Raw genomic sequence first — 22,680 nt, forward strand, 5'->3', positions numbered from 1 at the left:
AAACCGACGTTTTATAGATTGCCCTGCGGCATCCATGCCGATAACTTCACCTGATTTTTTGCAGAAAACATTGGGTGAAAAACATGCTAATTGGCTACGTAAGGGTGTCAACAAATGACCAAAACACAGATCTTCAGCGACAAGCTCTCGAACGCGCAGGATGTGAACAGGTTTTTGAGGAAAAAATGAGCGGGACGGTAGCGAACCGGCCAGCGCTTAAAAAGCTTCTTCGAACGCTGAGTGAGGGCGATACGCTGGTAGTGTGGAAGCTGGATCGCCTCGGGCGAAGCATGCGAAATCTGGTACTGCTGGTCGACGAACTCCGGCAGCGCGGCATCCACTTCAAAAGCCTTACGGACAGCATCGACACTTCCAGCCCAATGGGGCGTTTCATATTCCACATCATGTCAGCCCTGGCCGAGATGGAGAGGGAGTTAATCGTGGAACGCACCCGGGCAGGACTGGCGGCAGCCCGGGAGAAAGGGCGCATAGGCGGCAGAAGGCCGAAGTTAACCCCTGAGCAATGGGCGCAGGCTGGCAGGCTGATCGCAAACGGAATGGACAGAAAGCAGGTGGCGATTATTTACGACGTTGCGGTGTGCACCTTGTATAAAAAATTTCCGGCGCGGTAGGGGTAGAGGAAAAAAATATTGAACATTTAATCCAATTTTCGTAATAAAGTATTGAAATGATGTAATAAAGTTGTTGAAATTTTGGTAAGCGGTTGGGTTGAGCATTGGGGGTATTCATGGCAAAAACAGATTCTATTACACCTGAAGAGTTTAGGGCTATTCACTTTGAATTGTCTAAAATCTCATCAACTTGGGCAGACTTATGGCTAACATTGTTTTCTCTCCGTGCTGAAGGTAGCAGGGTGATTACTATTAGATATTCCGATATCGAAGATGACATGCTGCACTTGGCTGGAACTCCAAAATTTGAGCCACGAACAATTAGATTAAATTTATTGCTTTCTAAGTTAATTGCGTACAGAAAGGATTGCAATCCTTCTGATATTTATGTTTTCCAGAGTAGATCAAATCGAGTTAAAGGGTTAGCTAGGCCTGTGACTGTAATAGCAATGAATAATGCCTTAAAACAAGCATCCAAATATGTAACAAGGAAAAACATCACCATGAAAAGTGCTTTAAGGGTAATCGGAAGGAACTAGTTGGACGAGGGTTCATACACTAAATACCCACCTGTTTATGGAAAGTTAGGACGATGGTCAATGATCACGTCCTTTATCAAGTCATTATTCTCCCTGATGATTTTCGATTTACTACTCGATTGGATGTAAGATATGTACATGCATGAATCTTAGGAGGGATTTCGAGTAAGTAAAATGAGATCCTGATCAGAATAAATCAAACCTGGCATTGAGTAGAGTAAATAATAAAGCAGCGCATGCAAGATTTAATAGTATAACAAAACGGGCAGAAACATTCACTGAACAAATCTCCTGATCATGTATTAGACAGAGAATGACTGTAATGTAAAACCATCTTACATACACCTACTAAAAAAGACAGATAAAACAAGGTGCCATCCGATGAGATAGCTAAGCATTTGCGCCTTGGATAGGTCTTACCATCGGAACATCGGGTTATGCTCGCTTGTTGAGTGCTGAGAAATGAAGAGATTAGAGGTTTATAAGAGGTAGCCAGTTTGTCAAACGAGATAGTTTATTTATGATGCTCAACATATTGAATTGTTTAGCTTTATCATGGTGGTTTAGGGGGCGTTAAAACGAACTTATCACATTGTATTAAAAGTAAACAACTATCTTTCGTTTGATGCCTGAAAGCAGATGGGGATGGTTTTTCACTTTTTCTTCTAAAGGTCCAGAGTACGTTGCCGATAGTGAACATAGCGGCGCAGGAGCCAAATGGTGGAAGCCGTAAACTTAATTTAAGTTCAGTCAAATAGGAATTACTATCATGGCACAAGTCATCAATACCAACAGCCTCTCGCTGATCACCCAGAACAACATCAACAAAAACCAGTCTTCAATGTCTACTGCCATTGAACGTCTGTCTTCCGGTCTGCGTATCAACAGCGCAAAAGATGACGCTGCTGGCCAGGCGATTGCTAACCGTTTCACCTCTAACATCAAAGGTCTGACTCAGGCTGCCCGTAACGCCAACGACGGTATCTCCGTTGCACAGACTACTGAAGGCGCACTGTCTGAAATCAACAACAACTTACAGCGTATCCGTGAGCTGACTGTTCAGTCTTCTACTGGCACCAACTCCAAGTCTGACCTGGACTCCATCCAGGACGAAATCAAATCCCGTCTGGACGAAATTGACCGCGTATCCGGTCAGACCCAGTTCAACGGCGTGAACGTGCTGGCAAAAGACGGCTCCATGAAAATTCAGGTTGGCGCGAACGATGGCCAGACCATCACTATCGACCTGAAAAAAATTGACTCGTCTACTCTGAACCTGACTGGCTTTAACGTTAATGGTGAAGGTTCAGTAGCTAATAAGGCAGCAACTAAAGCTGATTTGACAGCTGCTCAGCTCACTACAACAGCTGCTGGCGGTTCTATCGCTGCTCCTGCTGCAGATGCTAATGGCGTAACTAAGTATACAGTAAGCGCGGGATTGAACGAATCTACCGTAGCTGACGTGTTTGCTGGCTTAGGTGATACTGCCGTAGTTAATGCTAATATTACCAGTGGTTTCGACGCTGTTACTGGTAATAACTATACGTATCATAAAGATACTAATGATTTTACATTCAATGCTACTATTGCAGCTGGTGACGCAACAACTCCAAGTAATAGCGCCAAGTTACAATCTATCCTGACTCCTAAAGCAGGTGATACCGCTAATCTGAACGTTAAGATTGGTGCAACATCTGTAGATGTTGTTCTGTCAAGCGATGGTAAAATCACTGCGAAAGATGGTTCCAAGCTTTTCATTGGTATTGATGGCAACCTGACTCAGAACAGTGCTGGTGCTGGTATTAAGCCTGCAACTCTTGATGCTCTTACTCAAAACACAACTACTCCTGCGGCGGCAGTTCCAGTCACCATTACGACCGAAGATAAGACTGAAATCAAATTAGCGGGTGCAACTGTTCCTGGTCAGAGTGGTGCAATTGTAGTTACTGGTGCCCGAATCAGCGCTGAAGCTATGCAGTCTGCTACCAAAACGACTGGTTTCACAACTGGCACAACGACAGTAGCAGCTAATACTGGCAAAGTTACAATTGGTGGTAAACAAGCTTACACTCAGACTGACGGTACGTTAGCTGCCAAGAATGAAACTGAGATTTTCCTGCAGAAAGACGGCTCCATTACTAACAATTCCGGTAAGGCTGTATATGTACAGGAAGATGGGAAATTCACCACAGATGCAGCAACTAAAGCAGCAACCACTGCTGACCCACTGAAAGCGCTGGACGATGCTATTGCCTCTATCGATAAGTTCCGTTCTTCTCTGGGTGCAGTACAGAACCGTCTGAGCTCTGCTGTGACCAACCTTAACAACACTACCACTAACCTGTCTGAAGCGCAGTCCCGTATTCAGGATGCCGACTATGCGACTGAAGTGTCGAATATGTCCAAAGCGCAGATCATTCAGCAGGCTGGTAACTCCGTGCTGTCCAAAGCTAACCAGGTTCCTCAGCAGGTTCTGTCTCTGCTGCAAGGCTAATTTCATATTAAGTGTCAAAGCCCCATATATGTGGGGCTTTTTTATTGGCTGAATAAGGTCGTTAAAAGTAGTCAAATCCTTTAATCAAAGCTCGCACGATGATTTAGCATTTCACCAGTTTCGCTCCGTTTACACAGGTCCAGTTGTGATTAAAAAACAGGCATTCAAATTTTTGCTTGAACCAAACAAAGGTCAGTTATCTGACTTTTTGGCCTTTGCTGGTTCCTGTCGTTTTGTTTACAACAAAGGCCTTGCTCTTCTTAACGAGAGTTACCGTTCGGGTAAAAAATTCATAGGCTACAATCAGCTGGCTTCTGAATTAGTGCAATGGAAGAATGAAGAGAGCCTTTCTTGGTTGAAAGAAGCTCCATCTCAGTGTTTACAGCAATCGTTAAGAGATTTAGACAGAGCATTCAGAAACTTTTTCACCGGCAAATCACAATATCCAAAGTTTAAAAAGAAAGGTCGGCATGATTCTTTCCGTATACCATGCCAAAGGGTTAGAGTAGATCAAGAAAAAAAACTGGTATCTCTCCCTAAAGTCGGCTGGGTAAAGTATCGCAAGAGCCGTGAAATCATTGGTGATTTAAAAAATGCAACTATTTCCCTTAATCAGGGGAAATGGTATATCAGTTTTAATACAGATCAAACAGTTCCTGATCCAATACACCCCTCTGATATCAAAACTACAATTGTACTTAATAATGTGAATAGCGTTCATCTGTCATCTGGGGTTGGCGGTGATAACACTTACCAAGCGGAAGAAAGGAAAAAGTTAATCCGTCTCAATAAAACACTGGCGAGAAGAAAGAAATACAGCAAAAATTGGCTAAAAACCAAAGGTAAAATTGATAGAGTAAGATCAAAGGCAGCAAGGATAAGACTTGATAATATCCATAAAGCAACCACGGCAATTTGTAAAAATCACGCAGTTGTTGAGGTTGTGAACTTGATGGATTCTGTATCTGCCAAGAACGATAAGACTCTGAGTATGAGATACGAATTTGTCAGGCAGTTGATATACAAACAAGAGTGGCTGGGTGGTGAAATTATTCGCCGAGAAAGTAAACTCTTGTAACGGTTTTTTTCCGTGATGATGTTGTACTATGTGATGAATTTTAAGCGGCAGGGCATGTCGTTTATGCTTGTGGAGGAAGGTTAATTCAACTTCCGTTGAAGCAAGAATCTCTTGATTGTTATTGAGAATGTCAACGTCTGGTCCAATACTTTACAAGCGGAAGTATATAAGTGTGTTGAAATGGATTTGCGAGTTTTCGGTTGTGAAAGCTAAAAGCTAACTCAAAACGTAATTTATAAACTACTCGGTATCTCAACTAGTACCTCCCCTCAGTGATTCTTGAAAATAGGCTTAAAACTTACTGGGTCAGCGACAGACTCAGGTTACCAAGCTTGTTTACAAAATAGAATTACTTGACTGCTCTATTGGCTGTGTACGGAACAATGAGTGAAAATTGAAGTATAGGAGCAATTTACGAGGCAGAAAAAGAAGATAAAAAAAGCTGAGTAAAACACGCAATATCCTTAATAGAACGAGTAAAGTAAACTGCCGCCCGTCTTATGCAAAACGGGCGGCGAATGGCCGGTGATGGGGCGATAGTAAGAGTTGCAGAGCGAGCTTCGAAACTGATAAAGGCTTTGCGGTAATCGAACCTGTAATGAAGAAGACGCCAAGTGATGTGTTGTTGATTCTGTGCGACTGCCACACACAGTTTGCCAATCTGATGGGGCTGTCACTCATGACAGATGATGGCGAAGCGAGCGAAGGTGCTGCTCTGGAAGGGGGAGGTGCTTGGCAGAGTGACGTTCTTCATCAACCGCGCGCTGGGTGATGATGACTGCCCAACAATTTAATTTACATTGCTTAACTGTAGGCACTCGTTATCACTCAATGAACAGGAGATCGTATGCTGACGATTTGGGCGCTACAGTGTAATATGCATGCCAGTCGTTGATGGGGTAGTTACTGTGGAGTGTCCACCGCTGTGTCCATCAAGAAGATTTAATCCGCATAGCGAGTAAATAAATCCATACATATGAAGAACATAAGAAATTTCTCCATCATTGCTCACATTGACCACGGTAAGTCGACGCTGTCTGACCGTATTATCCAGATTTGCGGTGGCCTGTCTGATCGTGAAATGGCAGCCCAGGTTCTGGACTCCATGGACCTGGAACGCGAACGCGGTATTACCATCAAAGCGCAGAGCGTGACGCTCGACTATAAAGCTTCCGATGGTGAAACCTATCAGCTGAACTTTATCGACACCCCAGGGCACGTTGACTTCTCTTATGAAGTGTCACGCTCGCTGGCGGCCTGCGAAGGCGCGCTGCTGGTGGTGGATGCCGGGCAGGGCGTAGAGGCCCAGACGCTGGCAAACTGCTACACCGCCATGGAAATGGATCTTGAAGTGGTGCCGGTTCTGAATAAAATCGACCTGCCAGCCGCCGATCCTGAGCGCGTAGCGGAAGAGATTGAAGACATCGTCGGTATTGATGCGACCGATGCAGTGCGCTGCTCGGCGAAAACCGGTGTCGGTGTTCCGGACGTACTGGAACGTCTGGTGCGTGATATTCCGCCGCCGGAAGGCGACCCGGATGCGCCGCTACAGGCGCTGATCATCGACTCCTGGTTTGATAACTACCTCGGCGTTGTCTCGCTGGTGCGTATTAAAAACGGCACCATGCGTAAAGGCGACAAAATCAAGGTCATGAGCACCGGCCAGGTCTACAACGCTGACCGTCTGGGCATCTTCACGCCAAAACAGGTTGACCGTACCGAGCTGAAATGCGGCGAAGTGGGCTGGCTGGTCTGTGCCATTAAAGACATCCTCGGCGCGCCGGTGGGTGATACCCTGACCGGTGCACGTAACCCGGCAGATAAAGCGCTGCCAGGCTTCAAAAAGGTGAAACCGCAGGTTTATGCGGGTCTGTTCCCGGTCAGCTCTGACGATTACGAAAACTTCCGCGATGCGCTCGGAAAGCTGAGCCTCAATGATGCCTCCCTGTTCTACGAGCCAGAAAGCTCAACGGCGCTGGGCTTTGGCTTCCGCTGTGGCTTCCTCGGTCTGCTGCACATGGAGATCATTCAGGAACGTCTGGAGCGTGAATACGATCTGGATCTGATCACCACCGCCCCGACGGTTGTCTACGAAGTAGAAACCACATCGAAAGAGGTGATCTACGTCGACAGCCCGTCCAAGCTCCCGCCGCTGAATAATATTCAGGAACTGCGCGAGCCAATCGCAGAGTGTCACATGCTGCTGCCGCAGGAGTTCCTCGGTAACGTGATCACCCTGTGTATTGAGAAGCGTGGCGTGCAGACCAACATGGTTTACCACGGTAACCAGGTGGCGCTGACCTATGAAATTCCGATGGCAGAAGTGGTGCTCGACTTCTTCGACCGTCTGAAGTCTACCTCCCGTGGCTATGCGTCGCTGGACTACAACTTCAAACGCTTCCAGGCCTCGAACATGGTTCGTGTGGACGTGCTGATCAACGGTGAGCGTGTGGATGCGCTGGCGCTGATCACCCACAACGATAACGCACCGTACCGTGGTCGTGAGCTGGTTGAGAAGATGAAAGATCTGATCCCGCGTCAGCAGTTTGACATTGCGATTCAGGCGGCCATTGGTAACCACATCATTGCCCGTTCAACCGTGAAGCAGCTGCGTAAAAACGTTCTGGCTAAGTGCTACGGCGGCGACGTCAGCCGTAAGAAAAAGCTGTTGCAGAAGCAGAAAGAAGGTAAGAAGCGTATGAAGCAGGTCGGTAACGTTGAGCTGCCGCAGGAAGCATTCCTTGCCATCCTTCATGTTGGTAAAGACGGTAACGGTAAATAACCTTAAGGAGTTGGCATGGCGAACATGTTTGCCCTGATCCTGGTCATCGCTACCCTGGTGACAGGTCTGTTGTGGTGCCTGGATAAGTTTATCTTCGCCCCAAAACGCCGTGAACGTCAGGCTGCCGCGCAGGCAGCCACGGGCGATGCGCTGGACGCGAAAACCCTGAAAAAAGTCGGCCCAAAACCGGGATGGCTGGAGACAGGGGCATCGGTATTCCCGGTGCTGGCGATTGTGCTGGTGGTGCGTTCATTTATCTATGAGCCGTTCCAGATCCCGTCAGGATCGATGATGCCAACGCTGCTGATCGGTGATTTCATTCTGGTTGAAAAGTTTGCCTATGGCATCAAAGATCCGATCTACCAGAAAACGCTGATCGAAACGGGTCATCCGAAACGTGGCGACATCGTGGTGTTTAAATATCCGGAAGATCCGCGGCTGGATTATATTAAACGCGCGGTAGGTCTGCCGGGCGATAAAGTGACCTACGATCCGGTGGCGAAAGAGGTGACCATTCAGCCAGGCTGTAGCTCTGGCACCGCATGTGAAAATGCGCTGCCAGTCACTTACTCCAACGTTGAGCCAGCTGATTTTGTGCAGACCTTCGCCCGCCGTAACGGCGGTGAAGCGACCAGCGGATTCTTCCAGGTGCCAAAAGGTGAAACCAAAGAGAATGGCATTCGTCTGGTTGAACGCAAAGAGACGCTGGGCGATGTTACTCACCGCATTCTGACCGTGCCCATCGCACAGGATCAGCTGGCAATGTACTACCAGCAGCCAGGCCAACAGCTGGCGACCTGGATTGTGCCGCCGGGACACTACTTCATGATGGGTGACAACCGCGATAACTCTGCGGACAGCCGTTACTGGGGCTTTGTGCCGGAAGCGAATCTGGTCGGTAAAGCAACCGCTATCTGGATGAGTTTTGAGAAGCAGGAAGGCGAGTGGCCGACCGGCGTTCGCCTGAATCGTATTGGCGGAATTCATTAATTTTCGCCAAAAATAACACGTAGCGGCTTTTATTCGCCGCTACGTGAATTATTTCAGCGATAAATCTCTTTGAACTAACGACATCCCCTGTCGTTGTGTATAGAATATTCCCCCGAAGTTTAAGGTTGGCCCTGCAAGGGTGCCACGGCACACGAAACCGCGTTGGTTTTCTCAGGTCGGTTTCGTGTGCTGCATTTTTGACGCATTCATTTATTGGTATCGCATGAACCCCATCGTAATTAATCGGCTTCAACGGAAGCTGGGCTACACTTTTCATCATCAGGAGTTGTTGCAACAGGCATTAACCCATCGCAGTGCCAGCAGCAAACATAATGAGCGTCTCGAGTTTTTAGGCGACTCTATTTTAAGTTTCGTGATTGCAAATGCGCTTTATCATCGTTTTCCGCGCGTGGACGAAGGTGATATGAGCCGCATGCGCGCCACGCTGGTGCGCGGCAATACCCTCGCTGAAATCGCACGCGAATTTGAGCTGGGTGAATGCCTGCGTCTGGGGCCAGGTGAGCTGAAAAGTGGTGGTTTCCGTCGTGAATCCATCCTTGCCGATACGGTCGAGGCATTGATCGGTGGCGTGTTCCTGGACAGCGATATCCAGACCGTAGAAAAGCTGATCCTTAACTGGTATCAGACCCGCCTGGACGAAATCAGCCCGGGCGATAAACAAAAAGATCCTAAAACGCGTCTGCAAGAATATTTGCAGGGTCGTCATCTGCCGCTGCCATCCTATCTGGTGGTGCAGGTGCGTGGCGAAGCCCACGATCAGGAATTTACCATCCATTGCCAGGTCAGTGGCCTGAGTGAACCGGTGGTCGGCACGGGTTCAAGCCGTCGTAAGGCTGAACAGGCTGCCGCCGAACAGGCGTTAAAAATGCTGGAGCTGGAATGAGCATCGACAAAACCTATTGCGGATTTATTGCCATCGTCGGACGTCCGAACGTTGGCAAATCCACCCTGCTGAATAATCTGCTTGGGCAGAAGATTTCTATCACCTCGCGTAAGGCGCAGACCACGCGTCACCGCATCGTCGGTATCCATACTGAAGGCGCGTATCAGGCGATCTACGTCGATACACCGGGCCTGCACATGGAAGAGAAGCGCGCCATCAACCGTCTGATGAACAAGGCGGCGAGCAGCTCCATTGGCGACGTAGAGCTGGTGATTTTCGTTGTGGAAGGCACCCGCTGGACGCCGGACGACGAAATGGTCCTGAACAAGCTGCGCGACGGCAAAACGCCGGTGATCCTCGCAGTCAATAAAGTGGACAACGTGCAGGAAAAAGCCGATCTGCTGCCGCACCTGCAATGGCTGGGCAGCCAGATGAACTTCCTGGACATCGTCCCGCTGTCTGCGGAAACGGGTCTGAACGTTGATACCATCGCGGGTATCGTGCGCAAGCATCTGCCGGAAGCGACTCATCACTTCCCGGAAGACTACATCACCGATCGCTCTCAGCGTTTTATGGCGTCTGAAATCATCCGTGAGAAGCTGATGCGTTTCCTGGGCGCTGAACTGCCGTACTCTGTGACGGTGGAGATCGAGCGTTTCCAGAGCAACGAGCGTGGCGGCTACGATATTAACGGTCTGATCCTCGTTGAGCGTGAAGGGCAGAAGAAGATGGTGATCGGCAATAAAGGCGCCAAGATCAAAACTATCGGAATCGAAGCCCGTAAAGACATGCAGGACATGTTTGAAGCACCGGTTCACCTGGAACTGTGGGTGAAAGTGAAATCTGGCTGGGCCGATGATGAGCGTGCGCTGCGCAGCCTCGGTTACGGCGAAGATCAGTAACCTAAGACGACGAGCATATGGATGGATGGCAGCGCGCCTTTGTCCTGCATAGTCGTCCCTGGAGCGAAACCAGCCTGATGCTGGACGTCTTCACGGAAGAGTCCGGTCGCGTGCGCCTTGTTGCCAAAGGCGCACGTTCCAGACGTTCTAATCTGAAAGGTGCCTTGCAGCCTTTCACCCCGCTGCTGGTCCGCTTTGGCGGGCGAGGGGAAGTCAAAACCCTGCGCAGTGCTGAAGCCGTCTCCCTGGCGCTTCCTCTTTCTGGTATCACGCTCTACAGCGGTTTGTATGTTAACGAACTCATCTCACGGGTTCTTGAACATGAGACCCGCTTCTCTGAACTTTTCTTTGATTACCTGCACTGTATTCAGGCACTTGCTGGCGCAACCGGCACCCCTGAGCCTGTGCTGCGTCGTTTCGAACTGGCGCTGCTCGGACACCTTGGTTACGGCGTTGATTTTCTGCACTGTGCGGGAAGCGGAGACGAGGTAGAAGACACCATGACCTATCGCTATCGTGAGGAAAAGGGCTTTATTGCCAGTGTCGTCGTCGATAACAGCACCTTTACCGGGCGCCAGCTCAGAGCACTGTATGAACGCGAGTTCCCGGACGCCGACACTCTGCGTGCGGCAAAACGCTTTACCCGAATTGCGCTCAAGCCGTATCTTGGGGGCAAACCTTTAAAGAGCCGCGAATTATTCAGGCAGTTTATGCCGAAACGCTAATGTTTTACCCCTCACCCCAGCCCTCTCCCGGAGGGGGAGGGAGAAGGTAAATGAACAAAAATACCGAGGATTGTCATGGCTGAATTACTGTTAGGCGTCAACATCGATCACATCGCCACGTTACGTAATGCACGCGGTACCGCGTATCCCGATCCGGTTCAGGCGGCGTTTATCGCTGAGCAGGCTGGCGCCGACGGCATTACCGTTCACCTGCGTGAAGATCGTCGCCACATCACCGACCGGGACGTGCGCATCCTGCGTCAGACGCTGGACACCCGCATGAATCTGGAGATGGCGGTCACCGAAGAGATGCTGGCGATTGCCTGCGAGACCAAACCGCATTTTTGCTGCCTGGTGCCGGAAAAGCGTCAGGAAGTGACCACCGAAGGCGGTCTGGATGTGGCCGGGCAGCTCGACAAAATGCGCGATGCCTGCAAACGCCTGGCGGATGCCGGTATCCTGGTTTCTCTGTTTATCGACGCCGATTTCACCCAGATTAAAGCCGCTGCCGACGTGGGTGCGCCGTATATTGAAATTCACACCGGCTGCTATGCCGATGCCGAAAACGATGCAGCGCAGGCGAAAGAGCTGGAGCGAATCGCCAAAGCGGCAACCTACGCCGCGAGCCTGGGACTGAAGGTTAACGCCGGTCACGGCCTGACCTATCACAACGTAAAAGCCATCGCTGCCCTGCCGGAAATGCACGAGCTGAACATCGGCCACGCCATCATTGGCCGCGCGGTGATGAGCGGTCTTAAAGAAGCGGTTTCCGAGATGAAGCGCCTGATGCTGGAAGCGCGTCAGTAATGGCTATTCTGGGCTTAGGCACCGACATCGTTGAAATAGCCCGCATTGAAGCGGTGATCGCCCGGAGCGGCGATCGCCTCGCAAGACGCGTGCTGAGCGATAACGAATGGGCTATCTGGGAGGCGCATCAACAGCCGGTGCGCTTTCTGGCAAAGCGTTTCGCGGTAAAAGAGGCGGCGGCGAAAGCGTTCGGCACGGGCATTCGTAACGGCCTGGCGTTTAACCAGTTTGAAGTGTTTAACGATGAGCTGGGTAAGCCACGTCTACGTTTATGGGGCGAGGCGCTTAAGCTGGCGGAAAAGCTGGGCGTGGCGCACATGCACGTAACGCTTGCCGATGAACGCCACTACGCCTGTGCGACGGTGATCATCGAGAGTTAAATTTTGTCCGCATGGTGCATCAGGACAAACTTATCCCACAGCTGTTCTTCGTTCTCGACGTGTGCCGGATCTTTTAAGATCGTATTGGGAATGGGGCACACCTTCTGGCAGGTCGGCGTCTCATAGTGGCCGATGCATTCGGTGCAGCGGTCGCTGTTAATCTCATAAATGCTGTCGCCCATCGAAATCGCCTCGTTCGGGCATTCGGGTTCGCACATATCGCAGTTGATGCATTTTTTGGTGATTAACAGCGCCATCAGGAAATTCTCAGAAACATCACAAACAGGGCGGGCATTATACGCTCATTCGTTGTTCAGACCAGTTTTTTTACCAGCTCTTCGCTGTGACGAATACGCTCTGGCGCACGCTCCAGATCCTGCTGAACCAGCGCCATAAACAGCAGGTCCGTCAGCATCATCTGCGCACTCGTCGACGAAATCGCCGCACTGCGAGTGGCCTGTTCCTCGGCAATGGTATACAGACAGCGGGTGGCCCGTTGCTGGAGCGCATTCGGGCTGAAGCCAGTAATCGCCAGAATTTTTCCTCCTACGCGCAGGGCTTCGTCGGTAGCCATATTAATTTCACGACGCTCGCCGGAATAGGAGATGGCCAGCAGTAAATCGTCAGGATCCATGGCCTGCACGGTCGCCAGCAGCGCGTGCATATCCTGTTCAACGATGGCGTTATAGCCGATTTTTGTCAGCTTCCAGCCAAAGTTACGCGCAACCAGTCCGGAGGCGCCGATCCCGGTCAATACAATACGCCGCGCGTCGCGAAGCATGGCTACGCTTTCCAGCAGCTTCTCTTCCGTGTTCACATCCAGCGTGGCATGCATTGCCGCCACGTTCTCTTTGATCAGCTTTTCGCCGACCAGACGCATCGGATCGTCGCCGCGGATCTGGTTATGCACCGGCATTGACTGCGGATTAGGGTTGCTTACCAGTGCTTCACTGATCGCCAGTTTTAGCGCCGGAAAGCCTTTATAGCCTATCTTCTGGGCAAATTTCACCACGCTCGACTGGCTCACCCCGGCTTCGCCTGCCAGCTGCTGGGAGCTGAGGTGTCGCGCGCGATCGGGCTGGGAAAGTAAATAATCCGCCAGCTTTTTGTCACTCTGGGCAAACCCTGCGTAGCGCTGGCGAATACGAATTAAACAGTTCATACGGTCTCCTGGCGAAAATGTGATTACCCGCGCAAATACGAATTTTGCTCGCCTGAATGAATTTTATATTCCATTATAGTGCGTTTATTATGAATTAAAAATTCCAGAGGTAAATAACATGAATCTAGGCTCTCTTGTTTCTGAAACGCGTAACCCGCAAACCATGGATCTTGATGCACTGTCCACGCTGGAGCTGGTAAACCGCTTTAATCAACAGGATACCCTCGTCGCGCTGGCAGTCAAAGAGACATTGCCCGAGGTGGCGAAAGCCGTAGACGCCGCTGCCGACGCTCTGAAAGCAGGAGGACGCATTATTTACATGGGGGCGGGTACCAGTGGGCGACTCGGTGTGCTGGATGCCTCAGAATGTCCCCCGACCTTTGGCGTTCCGCACGGTCTGGTCGTTGGCCTGATTGCCGGTGGCCCCGGCGCGCTGCTGAAAGCGATGGAAGGGGCAGAAGACAATAAACAGCTTGGGGAAGACGATCTCAGGGCGCTGAACCTGACCGCGCAGGATCTGGTCGTCGGGCTGGCGGCTTCTGGTCGTACGCCGTACGTCATTGGTGGGCTGGAATACGCCAGACAGACGGGATGTACCACGGTGGCCATCTCTTGTAACCCGGGTTCGCCGATTGCGCAGGTGGCCGCCATTGCCATCTCTCCAGTCGTCGGGCCGGAAGCGCTCACCGGCTCCACGCGCCTGAAATCGGGAACCGCGCAGAAGCTGGTGCTCAATATGATCTCCACCGGCGCGATGGTGAAATTCGGCAAGGTCTACCAAAACCTGATGGTGGATATGCAGGCCACCAACGTCAAGCTGGTGGACAGAGCCTGCCGCATGGTGATAGAGGCGACAGGGGCAGGTCGGGAAGAGGCGGAAGCGGTACTCAAACAGACCGATTACGACGTCAAACCCGCCATTCTGATGATATTAACCGGGCTGGATGCAGCCGCGGCCAGAGCCAGGCTCGAAGCCCATCACGGGTTTTTACGGGCGGCATTAGAACACCAATAAGAGGCGTGTATGGACAAAACAGCAGCGCTCGCCAGCGACATCCTGCTTGGGATCGGTGGGGAAAAAAATATTCAGCGTCTGGAAAACTGCATGACGCGTGTACGCGTCGAGGTGCACAACGACGAAAAGCTTGATTTAACGCGCCTGAAGCAGCTCCCCGGCGTGAGCGGGTACGTTAAACAGGGGCAACAGCACCAGCTGATTGTCGGTCCGGGCAAAGCGGCGCAGGTGGTTGATGCCATGCGCGCCCTGATGACGGGCAGTGAAACGGCTCCCGCCTTTGACGACGCGGAACGCACCAAAGCGCAGGCGAAAGCCAAATACAAAGCCCCCATGAGCGATGCGCTGCGCCAGCTGGCAAACGTCTTTATTCCTCTGATCCCGGCGTTTATCGCATCGGGGCTGATCACCGGGATTATCAATATCCTCAAGCGTCCGGATATTGTCGGGAATTTCGCCACCCAGTATCCGAACCTGCTGGGTATTCTGGCGATTTTCGGCAGCGCGGTGTTTGCCATCATGAACATTCTGGTGGGGGTAAACACGGCCAAAGTGTTCGGCGGCTCGCTGGCGATGGGCGGCGTAATGGCGGGTATCCTCTCCAGCCCGCAGCTGGCGCAGATTACGCTGTTTGGCGAGGCGCTTCAGCCAGGCCGCGGTGGGGTGATTGCCGTGCTGCTGGTGGTCATTCTGATGTGCTGGATCGAGAAAAAGCTGCGCGCGTTGCTGCCAGGCTCGATTGAGCTGATCCTCAACCCGCTGCTGACCACATTGATTACCGGGAGCGTGGCGATTGTGGCGCTGCAACCGTTAGGCGGCGCGATCTCTGAAGCCATCGCCCACGGCGCGTCTCTGGCGATCGATCGCGGCGGGCTGCTGGTGGGGGCCGTGCTGTCCGGGACCTTCCTGCCGTTAGTGCTGACCGGTCTGCATCAGGGGCTGGTGCCGATCCACGTCGAACTGGTACAGGCGCACGGCTATAACGCACTGCTGCCGATCCTGTCGATGGCGGGCGTTGGGCAGGTCGGCGCGGCCATCGCGGTGCTGATGAAAACCCGCAACGCGCGTCTGAAAAAGGTCATTAAAGGGGCGCTGCCGGTCGGGTTACTCGGTATCGGCGAACCGTTGATTTTCGGCGTGACCTTGCCACTGGGTAAGCCGTTCCTGGCCGCCTGTCTCGGTGGCGCGGTGGGCGGGGCGTTAATCAGCTACTGGAAAGTGGCGACCGTCATTACCTTCGGGATCTCCGGTTTACCGCTGGCATTAACCATCGTGACCGGAAAAGTGATGCTCTATCTGTTAGGCTATCTGGTAGCGGTGATCGCCGGGTTCCTGTTTACCTGGCTGTTAGGATTCAACGACCCAGAGGAGTAAGGTTTGGCCAGTCACGAGCGTCGCGTTGTCTTTTTTGATCTGGATGGAACGCTGCATCAGCAGGATATGTTCGGCACCTTTATGCGCTACCTGCTGCGGCGCCAGCCCCTTAACGCGTTGCTGGTATTACCCCTGTTACCCGTTATTGGTATCGCGCTGCTGGTGAAAGGCCGTGCAGCGCGCTGGCCGATGAGCCTGCTGCTCTGGGGATGCACGTTTGGTCATAGCGAAGCGCGCCTTAAGCAGCTCGAACAGGATTTTGCGCACTGGTTTCGCGGGCACGTCGCCGCGTTTCCCGTGGTACAGGCGCGCCTGACCAGCTATCTCGACGCCAACGATGCTGATATCTGGCTGATTACCGGCTCCCCGCAGACGCTGGTGGAGAAGGTCTATTTTGATACGCCCTGGCTGCCGCGCGTGAATCTTATTGCGACACAGATCGCGCGCGGCTACGGCGGCTGGGTGCTGACTATGCGCTGCCTCGGACATGAAAAAGTGGTACAGCTGGAGAAACGTATCGGTACGCCGCTGCGTCTGTACAGCGGCTACAGCGACAGCAAGCAGGACAACCCGCTGCTCTATTTTTGCCAGCATCGCTGGCGCGTTACTCCCCTCGGTGAACTTCAGCAACTCGAATAGTCTTATCTATAAGGGCTGTGTATAATGCCGCCCGCTTTTCGACTGGAGTATCAACCCTTGTCCAACCCTGAACACAATCATGAATACTGGATGCGTCACGCGCTGGCGCTGGCTCAGCGCGCCTGGGACGAGGGCGAAGTGCCCGTGGGCGCGGTGCTGGTTCATAACAACCAGGTGATTGGGGAAGGGTGGAACCGTCCGATTGGCCGTCACGATCCTACCGCGCATGCTGAAATTATGGCGCTGCGTCAGGGCGGACTGGTGCTGCAAAACTATCGTCTGCTTGATACCACCCTGTATGTCACCCTTGAGCCGTGCGTAATGTGCTCCGGGGCGATGGTGCACAGCCGAATCGGTACGCTGGTGTTTGGCGCGCGGGATGAAAAGACGGGCGCTGCTGGTTCACTGATGGACGTACTTGGGCATCCGGGGATGAACCACCAGGTGAAAACTATCGGCGGGGTACTTGCACCAGAATGTTCGGGTCTGTTAAGTGACTTTTTTCGAATGCGTCGGCAGCAGAAAAAGCAACAAAAGGCAGAATTGAAACCGCAGGATGATTAAGCTCGTCCGGTGCGACCACCGGATAGCTTTCAGCCAGCTGTTGCGCCTCGGCCGCCTCTTTTTCTTTCTCCAGCAGATATCCCACCAGGCTTATCTGGTACTTACGAATATTTTCCACGTAGGCATACGCTTCATGCCCGCGCGCATAGCCGTACGTCAGCTTCTGGTACCACTGTTTCTGGCTAAGCAGCGGCAGGCGCTGTTTTACATCTGACCAGCTGTCCGGGTTACCTTTGGTTTTCGCCGTCAGCGCCCGCGCGTCGAGCATGTGCGCATAACCCATGTTATAGGCGGCCAGCGCAAACCAGATACGCTCCCCTTCCGGGACCGTCTCCGGCACTTTCGCCATCATATCCTGTAAATACTGCGCGCCGCCGCTGATGCTCTGTTCCGCATCGGTCCGGTCGCTGATGCCGAGGCTCTGAGCGGTATTTTTGGTCAGCATCATCAACCCGCGCACGCCCGTGGGGGAGGTGGCCTGAGCATCCCAGTGCGATTCCTGGTAGGAAATCGCCGCCAGTAGCTTCCAGTCAATCTCCTCGGCGTACTTCTCAAACAGCGGTTGCAGATCCGGCAGCACGCTGTCCACCGCGCGCAGGAAAGTGCGGGTGTCAACGTAATCAAAATCGTCCCCGTGACCGAGATATTTCTCTTCCAGGCGCGCCAGGGTGCCGTCTTCATTGATGGAATTAAAGAAATCGAGCATAGCCGCAGAGACGGTTTGATCGTCGTCTAGCTGGGTAAACCAGGTCACCGGCTGTTCGTCGGTCACATCCAGCGCCACGGCGATTTCAGGATGAACGCGCTGGAAAAGGCTGATCGCCACCGAATCAGCAATGGTATAGGCCAGCTTTTTATCTTTTACCTGCTCCAGTAATTCGGTCGTGCCGAGTTTAGGATCGACCGTCCAGCTGAGGTTCGGGTATTTTTTCTCTTTCAACGCCCGCAGATCGTCAATCACCACATGGCCTGGCGCAATGGTCAATTGCTGGTCGGTGATGTCGGCCAGTGAGCGCGGGCGCAGGCTACCCACACGATAAACCACCTGCTGCGACACGGAGTAATAGGTCGGGCCCGGCTGATAGTTTTTGCTGCGTTCGCTGTTGTACACCAGACCTGCGGCGAGAATATCGGCACGGTCATGGTCCAAATCATCAAACAGCTGGTTGATGTTCTGCCGCACGGTAACTTTCAGCTTCACGCCCAGATAGTCCGCAAACAGCTGTGCCAGTTCGTAATCAAGACCGATAGTTTTACCGTTGATATCGTCGTAAATAAGCGGGGAGGAGAGGGTACTGACGCGCAACTCCCCCCGCTCCTGAATGGCGGCGATACGGTTTTCGGCCTTGCCGAACCAGGGGATAGACGGCCAGAGGGCCACTGCCAGCAGCAACGTAACAATGCCGATGAGCAGATAATTAATCTTTAATTTTTTCAATTAGTTAATTCTCTGCGACGCCGGTTGCCTCAGTGTGCTGTAGTCATGTTAAGAATAGAGTTTGCCATTGATTGAGCGGCATTTTGCGCAAAGTAGCGCCAGTTGGCAACCAATTAGAGAGACAGGTCACATCTATTGTTAAACATAAAGGATGATTTTATTTCGACGCAAACGGTTTCGTCGGCGCTCAGGATTCTCTATAATGACGCCCGTTTTCCCCCCTTGCGCACACTGTAAGCGCCCCGGCGCTTCGAAGACGAGAGACTTATGATGGAAATTCTGCGTGGTTCGCCTGCACTGTCTGCCTTCCGTATTAACAAACTGCTGGCACGTTTTCAGGCGGCCGACCTTCCGGTAAGCAATATTTACGCTGAGTATGTCCATTTTGCTGACCTGAACGCCCCCCTGAATGCAGAGGAGCGCGTACAGCTGGAACGCCTGCTTAAATATGGCCCAAGCCTGAGCAGCCATACGCCGACCGGCAAATTAATCCTCGCCACGCCACGCCCTGGCACCATCTCCCCCTGGTCTTCCAAAGCCACCGACATCGCTCACAACTGCGGCCTGAGCCAGATTAACCGTCTGGAGCGCGGTGTGGCGTACTATGTGGAAGCGTCAACCCTGAGCGACGCGCAGTGGCAGGTGGTTGCCGCAGAGCTGCACGACCGCATGATGGAGAGCGTGTTTGATTCTCTGGATGATGCGCAGAAACTGTTCTCCCACCATCAGCCTGCGCCGGTACAGAGCGTGGATCTGCTGGGGCAGGGGCGTCAGGCGCTGATCGACGCAAACCTGCGTCTTGGTCTGGCGCTCGCAGAAGATGAAATCGACTACCTTCAGGATGCATTCGTTAAGCTGAATCGCAACCCGAACGACATCGAACTGTATATGTTCGCGCAGGCCAACTCCGAGCACTGCCGCCACAAGATTTTCAACGCCGACTGGATTATCGACGGCGAACAGCAGCCGAAGTCGCTGTTCAAAATGATCAAAAACACCATGGAGCAAACCCCTGACCACGTGCTGTCTGCCTATAAAGACAACGCCGCGGTGATGGAAGGTTCCGAGGTGGGCCGCTTCTTCGCCGACCGCGAAGCGGGGCGCTATGACTTCCACCAGGAGCCTGCGCATATCCTGATGAAAGTGGAAACCCACAACCACCCGACGGCGATCTCCCCGTGGCCGGGTGCAGCGACCGGCTCCGGCGGTGAAATCCGTGACGAAGGTGCGACCGGTCGCGGCGCGAAACCAAAAGCGGGTCTGGTCGGTTTCTCCGTTTCCAACCTGCGTATTCCGGGCTTTGAGCAGCCGTGGGAAGAAGACTTCGGCAAGCCAGAGCGCATTGTCACCGCGCTGGATATCATGACCGAAGGCCCGCTGGGCGGCGCGGCGTTCAACAACGAATTTGGTCGTCCGGCGCTGAACGGTTACTTCCGTACCTACGAAGAGAAAGTGGACAGCCACAACGGCGAAGAGCTGCGCGGCTACCACAAACCGATCATGCTGGCGGGCGGGATTGGCAACATTCGCGCCGATCACGTGCAGAAAGGCGAGATCGTCGTCGGCGCGAAGCTGATCGTGCTCGGCGGCCCGGCAATGAACATCGGTCTGGGCGGCGGGGCAGCCTCGTCTATGGCTTCCGGCCAGTCTGATGCGGATCTCGACTTCGCGTCCGTGCAGCGCGACAACCCGGAAATGGAGCGCCGTTGTCAGGAAGTGATCGACCGCTGCTGGCAGCTCGGCGACGCCAACCCGATTCTGTTCATCCACGACGTGGGCGCGGGTGGACTCTCTAACGCTATGCCTGAGCTGGTGAGCGACGGCGGTCGCGGCGGACGCTTCAACCTGCGCGATATCCTGAGCGATGAGCCGGGCATGAGCCCGCTGGAAATCTGGTGTAACGAATCCCAGGAGCGCTACGTGCTGGCGGTTGCCGCCGATCAGCTGCCGCTGTTTGACGAGCTGTGCCGCCGCGAGCGCGCGCCGTATGCGGTCATCGGTGAAGCGACCGAAGAGCAGCACCTTTCCTTAAGCGACACCCACTTTGACAACCAGCCGATCGATCTGCCGCTGGACGTGCTGCTCGGCAAAACGCCGAAGATGACCCGCGACGTGCAGACTCGCAAAGCGGCGGGCAAAGCGCTGGATCGCCAGGGCATCACCGTGGCAGAAGCGGTTAACCGCGTGCTGCACCTGCCTGCCGTGGCAGAGAAAACCTTCCTGGTCACCATCGGCGACCGTACCGTGACCGGTATGGTATCGCGCGATCAGATGGTCGGCCCGTGGCAGATCCCGGTCGCTAACTGCGCCGTGACCACCGCGAGCCTCGACAGCTACTACGGCGAAGCGATGGCGCTGGGCGAACGCACGCCAGTGGCGCTGCTGGACTTCGCCGCTTCTGCCCGTCTGGCGGTCGGTGAAGCGCTGACCAACATCGCCGCGACGCAGATTGGCGATATCAAACGCATCAAACTTTCCGCGAACTGGATGGCCGCTGCCGGTCACCCGGGCGAAGATGCCGGCCTGTACGAAGCGGTGAAAGCGGTGGGTGAAGAGCTGTGTCCTGCGCTCGGCCTGACCATTCCGGTGGGTAAAGACTCCATGTCGATGAAAACCCGCTGGCAGGAAGGTAACGAGCAGCGCGAGATGACCTCTCCGCTGTCGCTGGTGATCACCGCGTTTGCGCGCGTGGAAGACGTGCGTCATACCGTTACGCCGCAGCTTTCCACTGAAGATAACGCCCTGCTGTTGATTGACCTCGGCAAAGGCCATAACGCACTGGGCGCCACCGCGCTGGCGCAGGTTTATCGCCAGCTCGGCGATAAGCCAGCCGACGTGCGCGACGTCGCCCAGCTGAAAGGCTTCTACGACGCAATTCAGGCGCTGGTGGCGCAGCGTAAGCTGCTGGCCTACCACGACCGTTCCGATGGTGGCCTGCTGGTGACGCTGGCAGAGATGGCCTTCACCGGTCACTGCGGCGTTGAAGCAAACATTGCAACGCTTGGCGAAGACCGCCTGGCGGCGCTGTTTAACGAAGAGCTTGGCGCGGTCATTCAGGTACGCGCCGCAGATCGCGACGCGGTGGAAGCGATTCTGGCGCAGCACGGTCTGGCAGACTGCGTACACTATCTCGGTAAAGCGGTGCAGGGCGACCGCTTCGTGATTGAAGCCGACGGCCACGCGGTGTTCAGCGAAAGCCGCACCACGCTGCGTATGTGGTGGGCGGAAACCACCTGGCAGATGCAGCGCCTGCGTGACAATCCGGAATGCGCCGATCAGGAACACAACGCGAAGGCGAACGACAACGATCCTGGCCTGAACGTGAAGCTCAGCTTCGACATTAACGAAGACATTGCCGCGCCGTACATTGCGACCGGCGCGCGGCCAAAAGTGGCCGTGCTGCGCGAGCAGGGCGTTAACTCCCACGTTGAGATGGCGGCGGCCTTCCACCGGGCGGGCTTTGACGCCATCGACGTCCACATGAGCGACCTGCAGGCCGGGCGTACCGGGCTCGATGATTTCCAGGTGCTGGTCGCCTGCGGCGGTTTCTCCTACGGCGACGTGCTGGGCGCGGGCGAAGGTTGGGCGAAGTCCATCCTGTTCAACAGCCGCGTGCGTGACGAGTTCGAGACCTTCTTCCACCGTCCGCAGACGCTGGCGCTGGGCGTGTGTAACGGCTGCCAGATGATGTCTAACCTGCGCGAGCTGATCCCGGGCAGCGAAGCCTGGCCGCGCTTTGTGCGCAACCAGTCTGATCGTTTCGAAGCGCGCTTCAGCCTGGTGGAAGTGACCCAAAGCCCGTCTCTGCTGTTGCAGGGAATGGTGGGTTCGCAGATGCCAATCGCGGTTTCGCACGGTGAAGGTCAGGTTGAAGTGCGTGATGCGGCGCACCTGGCTCAGCTTGAAAGCAAAGGACTGGTAGCGCTGCGCTTTGTTGATAACTTCGGCAAGGTCACCGAAACCTATCCGGCTAACCCGAACGGTTCGGCAAATGGCATTACCGCAGTCACCAGCGAAAGCGGTCGGGTGACGATCATGATGCCGCACCCGGAACGTGTCTTCCGTACCGTGAGCAACTCCTGGCACCCGGAAAACTGGGGCGAGGACAGCCCGTGGATGCGCATTTTCCGCAACGCGCGTAAACAACTGGGTTAAGTTTCAACGCACTGACTGTAGGCCCGGTAAGCGCGAGCGCCACCGGGCTTTTTTGTACCTGTCGCAAAATCGCGACAATCCTCTGGGTTGAGTGTCTCCA

General features: G+C 53.6%; 20 protein-coding genes. 17 read left to right on the forward strand and 3 right to left on the reverse strand.

Annotated features, from left to right (window positions below; translation table 11 throughout):
• Window positions 1-83 precede the first annotated feature (83 nt).
• The 12 genes from ACOTWU_RS20750 to acpS all read left to right on the forward strand — a co-directional run bounded on the left by ACOTWU_RS20750 (window position 84) and on the right by acpS (window position 12,233).
• Complete coding sequence (locus ACOTWU_RS20750) at window positions 84-632, forward strand: recombinase family protein (protein ID WP_006811570.1); 549 nt, start codon at window positions 84-86, stop codon at window positions 630-632.
• Between the two features lie 116 nt (window positions 633-748).
• Entirely contained in the window at window positions 749-1,171 is a 423-nt protein-coding gene (locus tag ACOTWU_RS20755) for a hypothetical protein (RefSeq protein WP_006811569.1), read from the forward strand.
• 769 nt (window positions 1,172-1,940) lie between these two features.
• Complete coding sequence (locus ACOTWU_RS20760; RefSeq protein WP_063978957.1) at window positions 1,941-3,665, forward strand: FliC/FljB family flagellin; 1,725 nt, start codon at window positions 1,941-1,943, stop codon at window positions 3,663-3,665.
• 145 nt (window positions 3,666-3,810) lie between these two features.
• A complete protein-coding gene (locus ACOTWU_RS20765) occupies window positions 3,811-4,743 on the forward strand; it encodes an RNA-guided endonuclease InsQ/TnpB family protein (protein ID WP_048240400.1) in 933 nt (310 codons plus the stop codon).
• 598 nt (window positions 4,744-5,341) lie between these two features.
• Window positions 5,342-5,515, forward strand: coding sequence for a hypothetical protein (locus tag ACOTWU_RS20770; protein WP_165768118.1), 174 nt, complete (start codon window positions 5,342-5,344; stop codon window positions 5,513-5,515).
• A 204-nt stretch (window positions 5,516-5,719) separates the two neighbouring features.
• A complete protein-coding gene (lepA, locus tag ACOTWU_RS20775; RefSeq protein ID WP_003860714.1) occupies window positions 5,720-7,525 on the forward strand; it encodes a translation elongation factor 4 in 1,806 nt (601 codons plus the stop codon).
• 15 nt (window positions 7,526-7,540) lie between these two features.
• Window positions 7,541-8,515 (forward strand): signal peptidase I, encoded by a 975-nt coding sequence (gene lepB, locus ACOTWU_RS20780; RefSeq protein ID WP_006811565.1) that lies wholly within the window; start codon window positions 7,541-7,543, stop codon window positions 8,513-8,515.
• 223 nt (window positions 8,516-8,738) lie between these two features.
• Complete coding sequence (gene rnc / locus ACOTWU_RS20785; protein ID WP_003860711.1) at window positions 8,739-9,419, forward strand: ribonuclease III; 681 nt, start codon at window positions 8,739-8,741, stop codon at window positions 9,417-9,419.
• A complete protein-coding gene (era, locus tag ACOTWU_RS20790; RefSeq protein WP_003860709.1) occupies window positions 9,416-10,321 on the forward strand; it encodes a GTPase Era in 906 nt (301 codons plus the stop codon). Before rnc ends, era begins: the two co-directional genes overlap by 4 nt.
• A 17-nt stretch (window positions 10,322-10,338) precedes the next feature.
• Window positions 10,339-11,046, forward strand: a complete 708-nt coding sequence (gene recO / locus ACOTWU_RS20795; protein ID WP_015572142.1) for a DNA repair protein RecO — start codon at window positions 10,339-10,341, stop codon at window positions 11,044-11,046.
• 75 nt (window positions 11,047-11,121) lie between these two features.
• The gene (pdxJ, locus tag ACOTWU_RS20800; RefSeq protein ID WP_015572143.1) at window positions 11,122-11,853 is read left to right on the forward strand and encodes a pyridoxine 5'-phosphate synthase; all 732 of its coding nucleotides are present in this window, start codon (window positions 11,122-11,124) and stop codon (window positions 11,851-11,853) included.
• On the forward strand, window positions 11,853-12,233 hold the full coding sequence (gene acpS / locus ACOTWU_RS20805; RefSeq protein WP_015572144.1) for a holo-ACP synthase: 381 nt from the start codon (window positions 11,853-11,855) through the stop codon (window positions 12,231-12,233). Before pdxJ ends, acpS begins: the two co-directional genes overlap by 1 nt.
• Here acpS and ACOTWU_RS20810 read toward each other — a convergent pair.
• Together ACOTWU_RS20810 and ACOTWU_RS20815 are read right to left on the reverse strand one after the other, a co-directional pair.
• Complete coding sequence (locus ACOTWU_RS20810; RefSeq protein ID WP_003860704.1) at window positions 12,230-12,490, reverse strand: YfhL family 4Fe-4S dicluster ferredoxin; 261 nt, start codon at window positions 12,488-12,490, stop codon at window positions 12,230-12,232. The genes acpS and ACOTWU_RS20810 overlap by 4 nt on opposite strands.
• Window positions 12,491-12,546: 56 nt before the next feature.
• On the reverse strand, window positions 12,547-13,395 hold the full coding sequence (locus ACOTWU_RS20815; protein WP_003860702.1) for a MurR/RpiR family transcriptional regulator: 849 nt from the start codon (window positions 13,393-13,395) through the stop codon (window positions 12,547-12,549).
• Between the two features lie 118 nt (window positions 13,396-13,513).
• On the opposite strand from ACOTWU_RS20815, the gene murQ reads away from it, so the two are divergent.
• From murQ to tadA, 4 genes are read left to right on the forward strand one after another with little or no spacing between them, the layout of a single operon-like run.
• Entirely contained in the window at window positions 13,514-14,410 is an 897-nt protein-coding gene (murQ, locus tag ACOTWU_RS20820) for an N-acetylmuramic acid 6-phosphate etherase (protein ID WP_220719659.1), read from the forward strand.
• Window positions 14,411-14,419: 9 nt separating this feature from the next.
• Window positions 14,420-15,784, forward strand: coding sequence for a PTS transporter subunit EIIC (locus ACOTWU_RS20825; protein WP_015572146.1), 1,365 nt, complete (start codon window positions 14,420-14,422; stop codon window positions 15,782-15,784).
• A gap of 3 nt (window positions 15,785-15,787) precedes the next feature.
• Window positions 15,788-16,423 (forward strand): phosphatidylglycerophosphatase C, encoded by a 636-nt coding sequence (yfhb, locus tag ACOTWU_RS20830; protein WP_023295165.1) that lies wholly within the window; start codon window positions 15,788-15,790, stop codon window positions 16,421-16,423.
• Window positions 16,424-16,447: 24 nt separating this feature from the next.
• A complete protein-coding gene (gene tadA, locus ACOTWU_RS20835; protein ID WP_023295164.1) occupies window positions 16,448-16,987 on the forward strand; it encodes a tRNA adenosine(34) deaminase TadA in 540 nt (179 codons plus the stop codon).
• Here the strand turns inward: tadA and mltF are convergent.
• Window positions 16,875-18,425: a membrane-bound lytic murein transglycosylase MltF gene (gene mltF, locus ACOTWU_RS20840; RefSeq protein WP_017383549.1), complete on the reverse strand. Its 1,551-nt coding sequence runs from the start codon at window positions 18,423-18,425 to the stop codon at window positions 16,875-16,877. The two genes, tadA and mltF, sit on opposite strands and share 113 nt — an antisense overlap.
• Before the next feature lie 267 nt (window positions 18,426-18,692).
• Here mltF and purL point away from each other — a divergent pair, with 267 nt between their 5' ends.
• The gene (purL, locus tag ACOTWU_RS20845; protein WP_421625794.1) at window positions 18,693-22,580 is read left to right on the forward strand and encodes a phosphoribosylformylglycinamidine synthase; all 3,888 of its coding nucleotides are present in this window, start codon (window positions 18,693-18,695) and stop codon (window positions 22,578-22,580) included.
• Window positions 22,581-22,680: the final 100 nt, after the last annotated feature.

It is taken from the genome of Enterobacter cloacae complex sp. GYL001 (assembly GCF_049237125.1).
Classification (GTDB): Bacteria; Pseudomonadota; Gammaproteobacteria; order Enterobacterales; family Enterobacteriaceae; genus Enterobacter; species Enterobacter hormaechei_C.